Here is a 14,589-nt window from a genome sequence, read left to right as displayed (position 1 = left end):
CACTGGGGGAAATGGACATGCAATACCGTATCGCAGAAATTCATGATCTTCCCGCAATTGTTTCCATTTATAATTCAACGATTGCCGGCAGGATGGTCACAGCGGATCTGGAAGAGATAACAGTCGAAAGCAGATTGGAATGGTTCCAGCGTCATACTGACTTGAGACCGCTTTGGGTCGTGGAGGAAGATGGGAATATATTGGGCTGGATCAGCCTGGAGCCGTTTTATGGCCGGGCTGCTTATCATAAGACTGTGGAAGTCAGTATCTATCTTCATGAGGATGCCCGAGGCAAAGGACTGGGAAGAAATATGCTGCAGTTCGTTCTTGATCAGTCCGAAACATTGGATTTCAAGACCGTTTTAGGTTTTGTTTTCGGACATAACGTACCGAGCATCAAGCTTTTTGAGTGCTTTGGATTTGAGCGTTGGGCCAATATGCCGAAAGTGGCCGAACTGGATGGCATGGAGCGCGATTTAGTAATTTTAGGCAAGCGGATTCGTCCATAACAGCTATCCACTTGTGGATAAATGCATCACACCATCATTCGTCAAATTTTTCTGTGTATAACTGATGTTACACACAAATTATGTGAACAAACAGAATCTTTCTGTGTACAAACTTCTCTTTACTCACAAAAAAATGTGCATAGCCTCTGAACTATGCACATTTTATGTATTTCTCATTTCGTCCTTCGAGCAAAATCGACAAAGCGGAACTTGTCGGGGCGGTGTTTCGACTCCGTATACTGGAATAAAGTTGTATCCTCCAGATAAACAGCACTGCGAACGACTACCAGCTGTTGATAACTTCCCATATCCAATATCTCTTTATCTTTTGCATCTGCTTCTTCGACGACAACTTCCTTCCTCGCATAACTGATTGACAAGCCCAGTTCCTGTTCCAGATAACCATAAATCGTATCAGCGGCAATTTCTTTCGTAAGACCCGGGGCAAGCTTCTTCAATAGCAGGTCCTTATCATAAATGACCGCTTCCCCATCAAGCTTGCGCAATCGCTGCAACTCCCACAACGGAGTGCCTTCCTCGCATTGCAGCACCTGCCGGTTAAATCCATGCGCTTCCTTGCTTGAGAGTTCGATGACACTTGTTTCCACTTTTTGGGACATCGAACGTGCCAGCTCTTTAAAGCTCGTCAAACCACTGACAGGCAAAGGCAGCTTGTCCTGTTCAAGCACAACAGAGCCTTTTCCTTGCAGCTTCTGGATATATCCATTTTGGGATAATAGCTGCAAAGCTTTACGAACCGTTTCCCGAGATGTCGCAAATCTCTCCGTCAACTCATTTTCAGAAGGCAGTAATTGTCCCGCCCTGATTTTCTCTGTCTGAATTTCTTTAGCCAATACATCATAGATTGCTTGAAATTTCTTCTCCATCCCATCAGGCCTTTACGCTTTGCTGTGGTAAATGACCGCTTCGTATGGGCGAAGCTTAATCTGTCTGTATTCCGACGGACTGTCTTGATAATTGGAAAGCAGGATTTCAGCTTTTGCCGTTTGTTTGTTCGGATGGGAAAATTCCGCTTCCTCTCCGAAGAAATTCACTACGACAAGCAATTTTTCACCATTCCACCTTCGCTCATAACAGAAGATGCGCTCATCATCCATACATAACGGTTCATAATCTCCATGAGTAATGATAGCATACTCCTTCCGTAAGCGAATCAGCTTTTGATAATGATAGTAGATGGAATTCTTATCCCGGAGTGCTTTTTCCACATTGATGTCTTGATAATTCGATGCTACTTTAATCCATGGCTTGCCGTTTGTGAATCCGGCATTTTCTGAGTCATTCCATTGCATCGGGGTCCTCGAATTATCCCTGGAGCGGAGCTGGATGATTCGCATCACTTCCTCTTCTGCCATTCCCGTTTCTCTTAAAGCCATATAAGCATTATGCGTTTCAACATCCTTATAATCTTCCAGCTTGGAGAATTTCGGATCTGTCATCCCTATCTCTTCTCCCTGATAGATATAAGGCGTTCCCTGCATCATGTGCAAAACAGTGGCCAGCATCTTTGCTGACTCTTTCCAATAAGGACCTTCATTCCCGAATCTGCTCACAATGCGAGGCTGATCGTGGTTGCACCAGAAAAGGGCATTCCAGCCGCCCACTTCCTGCATACCAACTTGCCAATCTGACAGGATTTGTTTCAGTTTGATAAATTCAAGTCTGCCATCCGTCCATTTCTTCCCGTTTTCATAATCCACTTTCAGATGATGAAAGTTGAATGTCATATCCAGTTCCTCGGCATCTGGTTTCGTATACTGCTGGCAAGCGGCCAAACTCGTGGATGACATCTCGCCGACTGTCACCAAGTCATGCGGAGCAAATACCGCTTGATTCATCTCATGCATAAATTCATGGATCCGGGGTCCATCTGTGTAATACTCCTTTCCATATTGACCATCCGGGGCATCTTGGTCATCAGGAAAGCCCTGGACTTTCGATACGAGATTGATGACATCCAGCCGGAACCCATCCAGACCCTTTTCAGCCCAGAAATTCATCATTTTAAATAAATCTTCCCGTACCAATTCGTTTTCCCAGTTAAGATCGGCTTGGGTTTTGTCGAATAAGTGCAAGTAATACTGATTCGTATGTTCCTCCAATGACCAGGCGCTGCCACCGAACTTGGACACCCAGTTATTCGGCTCAGATCCATCTTGGGAATCACGCCAGATATAATAGTCACGGTATGGATTATCGATTGAAGAACTAGCCCGGCGGAACCATTCATGATCGGTTGACGTATGGTTGATGACTATATCCATCATCAGTTTCATATCACGTTCATGCAATTCACCGATTAATCGCTCTAAATCCTCCATCGTGCCATAAGCTGGCTCTACCCTATAATAGTCACTGATATCATACCCATTATCTTTTTGAGGTGATTGATAGATAGGCGTCAGCCACACCATATCCACACCAAGCTCCTTCAGATAATCAAGCTTCTCGATGATTCCTTGTATATCTCCCATGCCTGTGCCTTTCGTATCATGGAAGCTTTTCGGATAAATTTGATAAACCGTACTTCTTTTCCACCAGGCTTCTTGCATTATCATTTTCCCTCCCGTTTACACATTCCTTTTCTTTTTAGCCACTAAATATGTCGTTACGAATGGTATAACGATGACAATCACCATTCCGATAGCAAATGCTCCCCAACTGCCGGGAAGGATCGAGAAGATACCTGGTACGCCGCCGATTCCCACTGAGCTTGCTTCTACACCCCTCCAGGCAATGACCATTCCAGCGATGGCCGACGCTCCAAGAGCAAGGAAGAAAGGATAGCGAAAACGCAAATTGACCCCGAAAACAGCTGGTTCCGTGACACCGAGCCAAGCGCTGATCCAGGACGTCAGCGACAATCCGCGCAGCTTTTCATCCTTGGTTGCCAGCATTACACCAAGTGTGGCTGATCCTTGAGATATATTGGACAAAGCCAATATCGGCCATAGGAAAGTGGCACCTGTATTGGCAATCAGCTGTAAATCGAGCGCGAGGAACGTATGGTGCAGTCCGGTAACGACCAAAGCCCCGTATAATGCCCCATACAGCAAACCACCCAGCGGAGCGACTGTATCAAAGACAGCAACGAATCCATCAGTAATGGCATTTCCGACGGTGAACATGATCGGCCCGATCACGACGAAACTCACTATACCAGTAAGTAAGAGCGCCACAGGAGCTACCAAGAGGAGCTGGAAACTGTCAGCCACTTTCCGGCGCAGGAATATTTCTATCTTTGCCAAAACCCAAGCCGCAAATAATACTGGCAGCACTTGTCCTTGATACCCGACACGCTGGATTTCCATTCCGAACAGATTCCACACCGGTGCATTCCCTTCCAAGGCAGCGCTGGCGTAATCAGTCGGATTCAATAGGGATGGATGAATCAGAGCCAACCCGAGCACCATACCAAGCAGCGGGCTGCCGCCGAACTTCTTGACGGCTGACCAGCCGATCAGTGCTGGCAGGAAGGCAAACGCCGTGTTAGCGATTACATAAATCATATCGGCAATACCGGCCCACTGTGGATAAACCTGTATGATCGATGCGCCATCAAAGAAGATGCCTTCATTATTCAGTATGTTATGAATTCCCAGTAACAGTCCTGCTGTGACGATGGCTGGCAAAATCGGGATGAAAATATCACCGAGTGTCTTTAACGCCCGCTGCAGCGGATTTCCTTTACCGCTTACAGTCTCTTTAACTTCCTCCTTACTGGATTCCCCGATATCAGCAACTTGAATGAATTCCTTATATACTTTATCGACTGTGCCTTGTCCGATGACAACCTGATACTGGTTATTCGCTGAAAAAGAACCTTTAACAACATCGATATTCTGCAATGCTTCTTTGTCCACTTTTCTTTCATCCACCAACGCCAACCGCAGTCGCGTGACACAATGTGTCGCAGCCTGGACGTTCTCCTTACCGCCAAGAGCTGCCAGTATTTCTTCTGCCTGCTGCTTTAGATCCACTTCGGCCACCTCATCTTCCATTCAAAATGTAAGCGAATACATATCCATCATAACTTGTATATACAAGTTACGCAAACGATTACTACTCATCTATACCCCAAGATTCCACTCTGGATTATTAAATTTTGTCGTAGTAAAATGGAAAAGTATTTGTAAACGTTTTTACTTGGCACTAATTCTCAAATTCGCAGACAAAAGTTGAGGGTAATCATGCATACATACAAACCTTACTATCATTTTTCCCGGGAAGCGTGGGCTGCTCTTTCGGAAACTGAAACACCGCCCCTGACGCAAACAGAGCTGGAAGAAATTCGTGGCATCAATACTCGTATTTCCTTATCCGAGGTGGAAACCGCGTATATGCCGCTCACGAAACTGATTTCCTTTTATCTTGAAGCGGCAGAAACGCTTCATGCTAAAGCAGGTGCTTTCCTTGGCACAAGTGAGAAAAAAGTACCTTTCATAATTGGTATTGCCGGAAGTGTAGCAGTCGGCAAGAGTACAATCGCGCGATTGCTCCAATTGCTGCTTTCCCGGGTTCTGCCTCATAAGAAAACCGAACTTGTAACGACTGACGGCTTTCTTTATCCGAATGCTGTACTGCAGGAAAAGCAGCTGATGAAACGGAAAGGTTTCCCGGAAAGCTATGATATCAAAGCATTGATCGATTTTATGGGACAGGTGAAGGCAGGCACTACGAATATCATGGGGCCGCAATACTCCCATCTTACTTATGATGTCCTGCCAGAGCAGGCAGAGCTGGTATCTGATCCGGATATCCTGATTGTTGAAGGAGTGAATGTGCTGCAGGTGAAGAAAGAATATCAATTCTTCGTCAGTGACTTCTTCGATTTCTCCATATATATCGATGCCGAAGAACCTAACATCGAAAAATGGTATAAGGAACGCTTCCTAATGCTGCGTGCAACAGCGTTTCAGGATCCAAAATCCTATTTCCGCCACTATGCAGAAGTTTCACTTGAAGAAGCATTAAAATCAGCCGATACGATATGGGAGGAGATCAATGCAAAGAATTTGCATGAGAACATACTGCCCACCAAGGGCCGTTCCGATCTCATCCTCCGCAAGGGAAACAATCATGAAGTCGAAGACGTATATTTACGTAAACTCTGAAGCGAAAGGGGTCTTTTTCCGTCATGCCGGATATATACCACCGTATTTCCAGTCAGCGGGAGCAGATGTCAAAGTCCCAAAAGAAAATTGCTAATTTCATCATCGAACATCCGAATCAAGCACCCTTTCTCAATGTGGAAGGGTTGGCGAATGCAGCAGGTGTGAGTGATGCGACGATCGTACGCTTTGCCGCTTTTATGGGATACCGCGGTTTTCCCGAGATGCAGCTTGCTTTGCAGAACGCCATGCAGGAACAGCTGAATGCAACTGAACGATTCAAGCATCCTACAGAAGACACCGAGACGGAAGATCAGGATTTATATGCCATCTTCCTTCGCGATCAAGCGAATATCCAGGAAACGATGGAAGGAATCGATATGCAGGCATTCCATGCAGCTGCTGATACCGTGATCAATTCCAAACGGATTTTCATCCTGGCGAATCGAAGTGCAATCAGTGTAGCAGATCTTTTGCATTATCACCTATCTTTCATCTTCGAAAATGTCGAGATCGTCGAACCTTCTGACAGAGCAATAGACCAGATCTCCACCATCAGGGAGGAAGATGCACTGATTGCCTTAAGCTTCGTCCGTTATTCGAATCACACGCTAAGGTTATTCCAGATGGCCAAGGATCGCGGTGCTAAAGCTATCGCCATTACCGATGGATTATCATCTCCTCTGCTTACAGCGGCAGATTATTCATTCATGGCTTCAAGCATATCGCCATCGCTGACACATTCTTTGACTGCCCCGATCAGTCTGATTCATGCGTTCATCGCTTTGATTGGAAAAGAAAAGGCCGATGACGTAAAAAAACGCCTCCGCACAATTGAGCAAGCGTGGCGTGATTTCAAGGTATTTTCCAATTTTAAACCCCCGACGGCTTAATCGGGGGTCATTTTTATTTATAGGCAGCTTTGGCTGCCGGCAAATAACTATAGACAGCTTCCACATAATGAATATCTCCGTAACACGCATCCAATTCTTCCGATTCCGGACGTATACAGCGATAATCTTCCGGATTGTCAACCTTTGCATATTGTTCCTGAGCAAATCGGACTGCCAGATCTTCACTGAATACCCCGCCGTTTTCATTGACAAAACCAATAAATCCCGCACCGAAATTATAAGCCTGGATTGCAACATCTTTCTCTCCATTCGCTTCTTCCAGCATACGGAGAAAATGGGCGATGCCATAGACAATGGACTCTTTTGCATCTTGTATACAGCCCGGCTCTCCACATTTGCTTTCGGAAGCTTGCATCGGGTCATTTCCCCTGCCACCGGACTCCTGCATCATGACAGAGAGAACGAGTGGCGCCAGCGATTCCTGACCCGTTTTGGCTAATTCTTGCTCCACCATATCCCGATAAGCCAATGCATCCTTGGAAAGCGTCCTTCCTTCATTCTGCTCATTGTCGCTCTCGTTTACCACAACAGACAGCAAGAACAGAAGAAAGAATAGACCCAAACCGAAAAAGAGCACTGTACCAAAAGCAAACAAAAGAGATTGTTTCTTCCTGTTACGCTTCTTTTTCACCTTTCTCACCCGCCATATGACGTTTTCGCAGAAGCCATCCCCATCCTAGTGACAGGAGGATGCTTCCCAGACAGAGAACGAGCAGCATATTCCAAAACGGCGGTCTGTATTTGAAGACAATATGATTTTCCCCATCCTGAAGCTTGACACCTACAAACGCATAATCAGCTTTCAAGAGTTCCTGCTCCTTGCCATTCACTGATACTTGCCAACCTTTTTCGTATGGCACAGGTATTTTCAAATAGCTTTCACCGTTTTGCTGATTATCGTAGTCCACCGTCACTTGACTGTCACTGATCGAAAACGGTATGTCCTCCGCTTTCGCTATAGTCTCCTTAAGTTTTTGGTAGTTTTCATGCTGCAGCTGAAAATCTTCGATCGTATAACTCCCCTCGGGCAGCCTTATCCGAATTGTATCAGCCGCCTTGACGCGGATGGTCAATTCGTCGACTTTCGTACGATAAATCGACTGCTGGGATTTCCTGTTTGTTTCAAACTCATTGACTGTCAAATCATATAATGGAGCGCTGGCATCATTATTCTTCAGATAGAAACTGATGTAATAATCACCTGTTTGTGGTAATTCATCACCCAACTGCAGATCGAGTCCGCCTTCCTCTTGATCTACCTGGAGCTGTCCATCCCGGTAAGTACCCCCTGCAGCCTCTACTGTTACCTGATCCATCAGATCCGGAAGTGATTCGATAGTTCCGGTCGTTTCACCATCTGCAAGGATTATGCCCTCAAGCATTGCATGTTCCCGTTCAAGCGGCGTATGACTTTCCAGATTTCCCTCCTGGAAAACTTCCGTGGAAACCTTTGCGAACGGAAGCAAATTGTCGTTCCGATAAACGATATAATTGCTGCTTTCCATGTACGGCTCAAAGCCATACGGTGCAGCAATCGGCTCCTTTTTATCGTACATGATGTATTTCCCATTGAGCAAACTGTACAGGTTCGCTCTGTTTCCAAAGCCTGAATAGCGGCTCACACTTTCCCGTTTCATATCGATATTCAGATCATAGTAATAGAAAAACAGCAGTTCCTTATTCAAAATGCTCGAATAGATGCTGACGCCGGGAAAACTTTGAACCAAATTCGTATTATTCCGATTGTCCGTCTTCCATTCGAGTCTGGTAAAGCTCCCATCCGAATCAAGGACGTCCTGTATCAATTCCTGCTGTTCATCGCTTGCATACTTATCACTTGTCAGGAATTGGAGTGTGGAATCCTCTACATTCCCCGCATCGGACAGCTGCCTTTCCTGATGTGCATTGATCAGCGGTATATAGGTCGCAAAGACAACTATAAGACAAAGACCCAACATCCATACTTTCCTTTTGAAAGTATAAAAGAGGAAAACAAACAGTACCAGCGCAACGCCATTCCAAACGTATTTTGCCCAGTCATCCTCCCAATCCAGCCTCAAATCATGGTGCAGATAGAGGCAGTACAATAGCACCGCAAGCCCAAACGCCAACAGCAGATGCAGTTTTTTCACCTTTGGCAATAATGTGATCCCCACAGCGATGGTACCCGCAACAACGAACATCGATAAATACTCAAAACGATATTGCGGAGCTGAGAAACCATTGAAAATGCTAGCGATACGAGGACTGCCCTGGAAGAAAATGAACAAGATGCTCAACAATGCAAACAATCGGAACAACTTGTTCTTATAAAACCCTGCTACACATACAAAGATGACAAATAAGACAGGCAGCAGCAACGTTCTGCTCGTGAACAGGATATTATCGTCATTTCCATAAAACGGTATCGGGTCATCAAAAGCCGGCCTGTAATTATTCAGAAACGCATATACAGACGGAATGAATGAAATCGAACCGATTCCAAAACCAAGCAATACAGCCGGAATAAAGTAAAGCAGCTGGAATTTGATTGGCAGTTCATCCTCTGACAATTTGATAAACCACCGAGCGATGACATAGATTCCGATAAAAACAAAGCTTATGTACGCAAAATAGAAATTATCGAAAACGGATATCGCCACAGCGGCAATGAACCAGTATGGTTTCCGCTCCCGAATGATTTTCTCCACTCCAAGCACTAGCAGCGGCAGCCAAAGAAAAGCATTGGCGAAAAACTCCCAATATACGACATGCCTGAAATAGATTGCACTGCCGGCATAAAAACAGGCCCCAACAAATGCAGGTATAAAGGGTATACGCATATACCGGAATACACCGACCGCAAGCAAAAGCGCCGTGGTAAGACGGATGATACTGACAGGCAGAATAGCTTTCGCCCAGGTGATGACATCCGGGGTTCCGATCACATTGGTAATATCGAGAACCTTTATCGCAAGCATTGTCAGCAAGTAAACGATACTTGTAGAGAAATAGTAGGCCAGCTGACTGTATATGCCGCCTCCAAGCCCGAAAGAGAACGAATAGAAGAAATTCCCCTGCGCATATTGCTCATACAAGTGCTGCTTAAATGGCAGCATCTGCGCCATTCCATCATTCGGGCCGAGCATGAGGCGACCATCCAAGTATTCCCGAATGAAATGTATATGTACTAAAATAGCAAATGCAAGTGCTGCCGAAATGAGCAGCACCAGCTTCCATCTACGCTTCATTTGTCACATCCCCACGCCCATTTTTCATGATTTTACTAGTAATGACAAACGTGATCGGCACAGTGAAGAAGACTGCCGCTACAGGTGCCACTGTACCATTCCAGCCGAAGCCCTCGATGAAAATGTATACCAGGACTGAAGATACTGTGATATTGACAACCTGCGTCAACGGAAACTGGAAAAACTTCCGCCAAGTCGGTCTCACTCCATATGTGAAGTAACTGTTCAAGAAAAATGAAAAAATCATGCTGATGATGATCCCAATCCAATGGGATACAAGATAATGCACATCTGCCAGCTGATAAAAGAGCAAGTACACCAGGTAATAACAGATAGTGTTCAGCACACCGACAATGATAAAACGAGTGAATTCAAGCTTCCATATTTTTTTCATAACGTTTCCTTGCCTCGATATTTGTGTCTTTTACTAAGTAATGCGGTCTGCGTTTTGTTTCGTTGTAAATACGACCGATATATTCCCCGATCACACCCAAGCTGACTAATTGCACTCCGCCCAGGAATAATATGGCCGTGATCAATGTGAAATAACCCGGCGTTACGACTCCGCGGACCAGCACTTCCACGAATGTGTAAAGGATATATGCCAGTGAAAGGAATAATACGATGAAACCGGCATACAAGCAGGCACGCAATGGCTTTGTGTTGAAAGATACAATACCATCCACACCATAATCGAACAGTTTTCCAAATGACCATTTTGATTCCCCGTTTTGACGGGAGACATTATCATAATAGACCGTTTTCTGCTCGAATCCGATCCAGGAAAATAATCCTTTCGAAAACCGATTGCCCTCACTCAGAATCAATAAGGCGTCGATAGCCCGGCGGCTGAGCAAACGAAAATCCCCGACCCCATTTTGGATGCGTACATCAATGAAACGGTTGATGATTTTATAGTACATCGTCGAAATAACTTTACGCAGGACACTTTCTCCTTTTCTGTTTCTCCGGGCGATAACTTGATCATATCCCTCTTCGAAGCCGGCCAATAGTTCATGCAGCAGGGAAACCGGGTGCTGCAAATCCGCATCGATTACGACCGCGCAATCTCCCTTGGCATGTTGGAAACCGGCCAATATTGCTGCCTCCTTGCCGAAATTCCTTGTGAATGACAAATATCTCACATTATAATGCATATCTGCTAACTCTTTCAGTTCCAATAGCGTGGTGTCTGAACTGCCATCATCCACATAAATCACTTCATAATCATAGGATGAGTATTGTAATTCCTTGGCAAGTTCTTCATAAAAAAGCTTTACATTTTCCGCTTCATTAAACGAAGGCACAATTACGGATAGTAATCTCCCAGCCATTCTTTTCCCTCCATTTAGGCATATACCATTCTCTATGTATTGTTAAAATTGTGAGCGGCTTGACTCCTTATTATACTTTACTACCCTTAATTCGTCAGTTTACATCCTATTTAAAAGAGGGAATATGTGTTAAAAATGAGTAAAGGAGCTAGAGAAGATGCGCAAATTAGCAGCAATAGACCTGGATGGAACTTTTCTTAATCAAGATTATACTATCACTCCGCTGCATGCCGCTGCCGTAAAAAAAGCGCAGCAAAAAGGCGCCGAAATCATCATCGCAACAGGAAGGGCAAACTTCGATGTTCACCGACTCTTCCGAGATCAGCAGCTTTCAACATGGGTGATTGGAGCAAATGGCGCTACCACCTACGATCCGGCAGGGAATTTGACAGTTTCCCTGCCGTTGGAAACTATCTATGCCAAAGAGATTGTCACATGGCTGAATGAAGAGAATTATTATTATGAAATTGTCACAGATAAGGAAATATTCATTACGAGCAAGGCGAAGCAACTGCTGCTGGATGAAATGGACGTAGTACAGAATGTGGACAGAAGCGAGATGGAGAGGGTCTGCAAGCGCCAGCTCGGACAGACTAATTTGCAGGAGATTGAGGATTATATCGAAGTCTTTCAGTCCGAGAAAGAAATTTACAAAATAACCATTGTAAGTTTTGATGAGGAAAGACAGCGCGTCGCAGCCGATACACTGAGCAAGAAAGGGCTGAATCTATTTTCTTCCTCCGACTTCAATTTGGAAATCGTTGATGGCAAAGCATCGAAAGGACATGCGCTGAAAAAACTCGCAAAGAAATTGGACTTTAAAAAAGAGGATATCATTGCTATCGGTGACAGCATGAATGATTTGCCAATGCTTGAAGAAGCAGGGACGAAGGTCGCTATGGGCAATGCAACAGAAGAAGTGAAACAGTATTGCGACTACACGACCGAGACCAATGAGAACGGTGGCGTCGCCAGAACGCTGGAACGTGAAATACTAAAAAAATAGAGGCTTCCATCAGCCTCTATTTTTTTGATATTCGATTGTGCTATATACTTGAGCACTTGCTGAAGGATCCAGATACAGCTTCGCACTATTGACCGCAGTGATTGCCTCAGCGAAACCTGTCGCAATCAGCATATTCTTATTGGGATAATGTACAGCATCACCTGCAGCATAGATGCCCGGTACGCTGGTCGACATCGTATGATCTACGATGACTTTATTCTTGTCTGTCTCGATTCCCCAACCGGCAAAAGGTGTTTGTGTCAAATTGACGTTTTCATAATATAGCAGCGCATCGGTCTCATGCATACTCTGTAAACCTTCCTGATCTACTAATAATGTATGCAATCCTTGACTGTTCCCTATTAGTTTAGTCACTTTATGATTGTACTTGACCTTAATCGAAGTTTCCTCCAGTGCTTCAATTACATGCGGAGGCGTATATAAAAAATAATCCTGCTGATTAAGCAATGTCACTTCCTTTGCTGTCTTCTCAAGTGCCATCGCCCAATCAATACCAGTCCTGTTCATCGCATAGACAGTGACGCTCATATCACGGAATCTCTCTGCCGACTTCAAATAATAATGGAGATTTTTCCCTTCATAAAGCGGCGCCTCTGCAAGCCGCAATGGTTTCATCTGATAAGTTCCCATTCCGCAGGCAAGAATGATTGTACGAGTCATATACAGCTTGCCGGAAGTGGTTACCACTTCAAATACTCCGTTTTCCCGTTTTCTCACCTGTTCGACGAATTCTCCGGTTACGATATCAGGTTCTGCTGCCCTGCTTTGCTCAAGCAGCCTGCCGACCATCTCCTCCCCTGTGGCGACGGGATATGCACCCACATCATAAATTTGCTTTTCCGGATAGAACTGCGCCACTTTGCCGCCAAAATCCGTTGAAGCTTCGATCAATAATGTCGTCATTCTCCGCAGCTTTGTATAAAAGGACGTATAGAGGCCGGTCGTCCCTCCTCCTATGATGATCACATCGTATATCAGATCATTCCGCAATGTAAAATCCTCCCTGCTGCTCATTATTGCTATTATAGCATCTTGTATTGCACTATTAATATTCCATTACTATCAAAATCAAATGGATCAAAACGTACTTGCTGAAATGCGTCCGCACCTTAACAATGAGCGCTGTCATTTGCGGCGTGTATTATACAACCTCCGTCGTCCAGGTGAACAGCTCGATTTTGCTGAAACCAGTATTCATTCCGAGTAATATCAATCTTGCCAGCGTATGATGTTAGTCACCCTGCTGACGTGGGTGAAAAATCTTTGAGCACGACTATTACAAGGATATAGTTCAGTAAGCCAATGCAAGGCAAGTATCGGAATTTATGACCATACATTCAAGCAGCACAAAAAAGAAGGCGGCTCCTGCATAACAGGAGCGCCTTCTTCAATATTCCGCTCTATCTTCCTTTTCCATCCAAGCTTTCATCGGATCAGATGTCTCCTTATCACGAAGCTGTACCGTATGAATCTTCCGCTTGTCATATGGTTTCCCAATTTCCTGATAAATGAAGTCATCATCAAAACCGATTGCTGCGGCATCCTTTTTTGTATAGGCAAAATACAGTGCCTTTGGACGAGCCCAGTAAATTGCTCCTAAACACATCGGGCACGGTTCACAACTGGAGTAAATGATGCATTCCTCCAGTTCGAAATGCCCCAGATTCCTTGTTGCGTCCCGGATAGCCTGTATTTCCGCATGCGCGGTTGGATCATGCAAGCTTGTCACTAGATTCGTTCCTTGACCGACAATTTCTCCATCCCGCACGATCACAGCTCCGAAGGGACCACCCTTGCCACTGGTTACATTTTCAACTGCCAGTTTACATGCGTATTCCATATAATGATGATGATCCATTCCATCTCCTCCTGTATCATACTCACCATCCAATTATAGGATTTTTCATAATTTTTAGCCAGAAGAACTGCATAGAATACGCTGTTATCAGGAACAATACACTTGTTACTTTTCGTAACCTCATATATAATGAAACATAAAAGATTAAGTAAACAGTGCTTTTGAAGAGGTGATGATAGATGAAATCCGTACAATTATGTCCACGCTTTGAGTCCGGCATGGAGCTTTTGAGCAAACGTTGGACTGGCCTTATCATTTTCCGCCTCTTAGAAGGATCACAGCGATTCTCTGAATTGGAATCTTCCCTGCCGATCAGCGGCCGCTTGCTCTCCGAACGCCTCAAAGAGCTGGAAGCAGCGGGTATCGCAACAAGAACAGTATATCCGGACACGCCTGTCCGTATTGAATATGAACTGACTGAAAAAGGGCATGCATTGCGCCCTGTGATTACTTCCATAAGAGAATGGGCGGAGAAATGGGTTACACCGGATGAACCAGCCCCAACAAAACAATAGAATTTTAAAAACGGCCTGCCCTAGCCATAGGACAGGTTTTTTTGCATAAACACAATTCTGAATTATGAAA

General features: G+C 44.8%; 15 protein-coding genes. 6 read left to right on the top strand and 9 right to left on the bottom strand.

Translation table 11 applies throughout. The features are described 5' to 3' along the window. Positions 1–17: 17 nt before the first annotated feature. A complete protein-coding gene (locus AB1K91_RS11580) occupies positions 18–509 on the top strand; it encodes a GNAT family N-acetyltransferase (protein ID WP_413089992.1) in 492 nt (163 codons plus the stop codon). A 173-nt stretch (positions 510–682) separates the two neighbouring features. Here AB1K91_RS11580 and treR read toward each other — a convergent pair whose 3' ends face one another. The 3 genes from treR to treP are packed head-to-tail and all read right to left on the bottom strand — an operon-like array spanning position 683 to position 4,531. Further along, positions 683–1,396, bottom strand: coding sequence for a trehalose operon repressor (treR, locus tag AB1K91_RS11575; protein WP_413089991.1), 714 nt, complete (start codon positions 1,394–1,396; stop codon positions 683–685). 12 nt (positions 1,397–1,408) lie between these two features. After that, positions 1,409–3,082, bottom strand: coding sequence for an alpha,alpha-phosphotrehalase (gene treC, locus AB1K91_RS11570; RefSeq protein WP_413089990.1), 1,674 nt, complete (start codon positions 3,080–3,082; stop codon positions 1,409–1,411). Positions 3,083–3,100: 18 nt separating this feature from the next. Then, positions 3,101–4,531: a PTS system trehalose-specific EIIBC component gene (treP, locus tag AB1K91_RS11565; RefSeq protein WP_413089989.1), complete on the bottom strand. Its 1,431-nt coding sequence runs from the start codon at positions 4,529–4,531 to the stop codon at positions 3,101–3,103. A gap of 189 nt (positions 4,532–4,720) precedes the next feature. Here treP and coaA point away from each other — a divergent pair, with 189 nt between their 5' ends. Together coaA and AB1K91_RS11555 are read left to right on the top strand one after the other, a co-directional pair. Beyond that, entirely contained in the window at positions 4,721–5,644 is a 924-nt protein-coding gene (gene coaA, locus AB1K91_RS11560) for a type I pantothenate kinase (protein ID WP_413089988.1), read from the top strand. Positions 5,645–5,667: 23 nt separating this feature from the next. Further along, the gene (locus tag AB1K91_RS11555) at positions 5,668–6,534 is read left to right on the top strand and encodes a MurR/RpiR family transcriptional regulator (protein ID WP_413089987.1); all 867 of its coding nucleotides are present in this window, start codon (positions 5,668–5,670) and stop codon (positions 6,532–6,534) included. 13 nt (positions 6,535–6,547) lie between these two features. Here the strand turns inward: AB1K91_RS11555 and AB1K91_RS11550 are convergent, their stop codons facing one another. From AB1K91_RS11550 to AB1K91_RS11535, 4 genes are read right to left on the bottom strand one after another with little or no spacing between them, the layout of a single operon-like run. Next, positions 6,548–7,186 carry a lysozyme family protein gene (locus tag AB1K91_RS11550; protein ID WP_413089986.1) on the bottom strand — a complete coding sequence of 213 codons (639 nt, stop codon included), beginning with the start codon at positions 7,184–7,186 and terminating at the stop codon, positions 6,548–6,550. After that, a complete protein-coding gene (locus tag AB1K91_RS11545; RefSeq protein WP_413089985.1) occupies positions 7,170–9,785 on the bottom strand; it encodes a YfhO family protein in 2,616 nt (871 codons plus the stop codon). Before AB1K91_RS11545 ends, AB1K91_RS11550 begins: the two co-directional genes overlap by 17 nt. After that, positions 9,775–10,179 carry a GtrA family protein gene (locus AB1K91_RS11540; protein ID WP_413089984.1) on the bottom strand — a complete coding sequence of 135 codons (405 nt, stop codon included), beginning with the start codon at positions 10,177–10,179 and terminating at the stop codon, positions 9,775–9,777. The genes AB1K91_RS11545 and AB1K91_RS11540 overlap by 11 nt, the downstream gene beginning before the upstream one ends. Beyond that, complete coding sequence (locus AB1K91_RS11535) at positions 10,157–11,119, bottom strand: glycosyltransferase family 2 protein (protein WP_413089983.1); 963 nt, start codon at positions 11,117–11,119, stop codon at positions 10,157–10,159. Before AB1K91_RS11535 ends, AB1K91_RS11540 begins: the two co-directional genes overlap by 23 nt. Positions 11,120–11,276: 157 nt before the next feature. On the opposite strand from AB1K91_RS11535, the gene AB1K91_RS11530 reads away from it, so the two are divergent. Then, positions 11,277–12,125: a Cof-type HAD-IIB family hydrolase gene (locus AB1K91_RS11530; RefSeq protein WP_413089982.1), complete on the top strand. Its 849-nt coding sequence runs from the start codon at positions 11,277–11,279 to the stop codon at positions 12,123–12,125. Positions 12,126–12,134: 9 nt separating this feature from the next. Here AB1K91_RS11530 and AB1K91_RS11525 read toward each other — a convergent pair whose 3' ends face one another. Then, entirely contained in the window at positions 12,135–13,136 is a 1,002-nt protein-coding gene (locus AB1K91_RS11525; RefSeq protein WP_413089981.1) for an NAD(P)/FAD-dependent oxidoreductase, read from the bottom strand. A gap of 98 nt (positions 13,137–13,234) precedes the next feature. On the opposite strand from AB1K91_RS11525, the gene AB1K91_RS11520 reads away from it, so the two are divergent. Then, complete coding sequence (locus tag AB1K91_RS11520; protein WP_413089980.1) at positions 13,235–13,375, top strand: hypothetical protein; 141 nt, start codon at positions 13,235–13,237, stop codon at positions 13,373–13,375. A 158-nt stretch (positions 13,376–13,533) separates the two neighbouring features. On the opposite strand, the gene AB1K91_RS11515 is transcribed toward AB1K91_RS11520, so the two are convergent. Next, positions 13,534–14,004, bottom strand: coding sequence for a nucleoside deaminase (locus AB1K91_RS11515; RefSeq protein ID WP_413089979.1), 471 nt, complete (start codon positions 14,002–14,004; stop codon positions 13,534–13,536). Between the two features lie 179 nt (positions 14,005–14,183). On the opposite strand from AB1K91_RS11515, the gene AB1K91_RS11510 reads away from it, so the two are divergent. Next, complete coding sequence (locus AB1K91_RS11510) at positions 14,184–14,519, top strand: winged helix-turn-helix transcriptional regulator (protein WP_413089978.1); 336 nt, start codon at positions 14,184–14,186, stop codon at positions 14,517–14,519. The last annotated feature ends 70 nt before the right edge of the window (positions 14,520–14,589 follow it).

Source organism: Terribacillus jepli (assembly GCF_047228925.1).
Taxonomy (GTDB): Bacteria; Bacillota; Bacilli; order Bacillales; family Amphibacillaceae; genus Terribacillus.
This window is presented reverse-complemented; position numbering and strand designations above follow the sequence as displayed.

Coding starts and splice junctions, on each gene's coding strand:
- AB1K91_RS11580 (WP_413089992.1), top strand. CDS start 18: ATGCAATACCGTATCGCAGAAATTCATGATCTTCCCGCAATTGTTTCC.
- treR (WP_413089991.1), bottom strand. CDS start 1,396: ATGGAGAAGAAATTTCAAGCAATCTATGATGTATTGGCTAAAGAAATT.
- treC (WP_413089990.1), bottom strand. CDS start 3,082: ATGCAAGAAGCCTGGTGGAAAAGAAGTACGGTTTATCAAATTTATCCG.
- treP (WP_413089989.1), bottom strand. CDS start 4,531: ATGGAAGATGAGGTGGCCGAAGTGGATCTAAAGCAGCAGGCAGAAGAA.
- coaA (WP_413089988.1), top strand. CDS start 4,721: ATGCATACATACAAACCTTACTATCATTTTTCCCGGGAAGCGTGGGCT.
- AB1K91_RS11555 (WP_413089987.1), top strand. CDS start 5,668: ATGCCGGATATATACCACCGTATTTCCAGTCAGCGGGAGCAGATGTCA.
- AB1K91_RS11545 (WP_413089985.1), bottom strand. CDS start 9,785: ATGAAGCGTAGATGGAAGCTGGTGCTGCTCATTTCGGCAGCACTTGCA.
- AB1K91_RS11540 (WP_413089984.1), bottom strand. CDS start 10,179: ATGAAAAAAATATGGAAGCTTGAATTCACTCGTTTTATCATTGTCGGT.
- AB1K91_RS11535 (WP_413089983.1), bottom strand. CDS start 11,119: ATGGCTGGGAGATTACTATCCGTAATTGTGCCTTCGTTTAATGAAGCG.
- AB1K91_RS11530 (WP_413089982.1), top strand. CDS start 11,277: ATGCGCAAATTAGCAGCAATAGACCTGGATGGAACTTTTCTTAATCAA.
- AB1K91_RS11515 (WP_413089979.1), bottom strand. CDS start 14,004: ATGGATCATCATCATTATATGGAATACGCATGTAAACTGGCAGTTGAA.
- AB1K91_RS11510 (WP_413089978.1), top strand. CDS start 14,184: ATGAAATCCGTACAATTATGTCCACGCTTTGAGTCCGGCATGGAGCTT.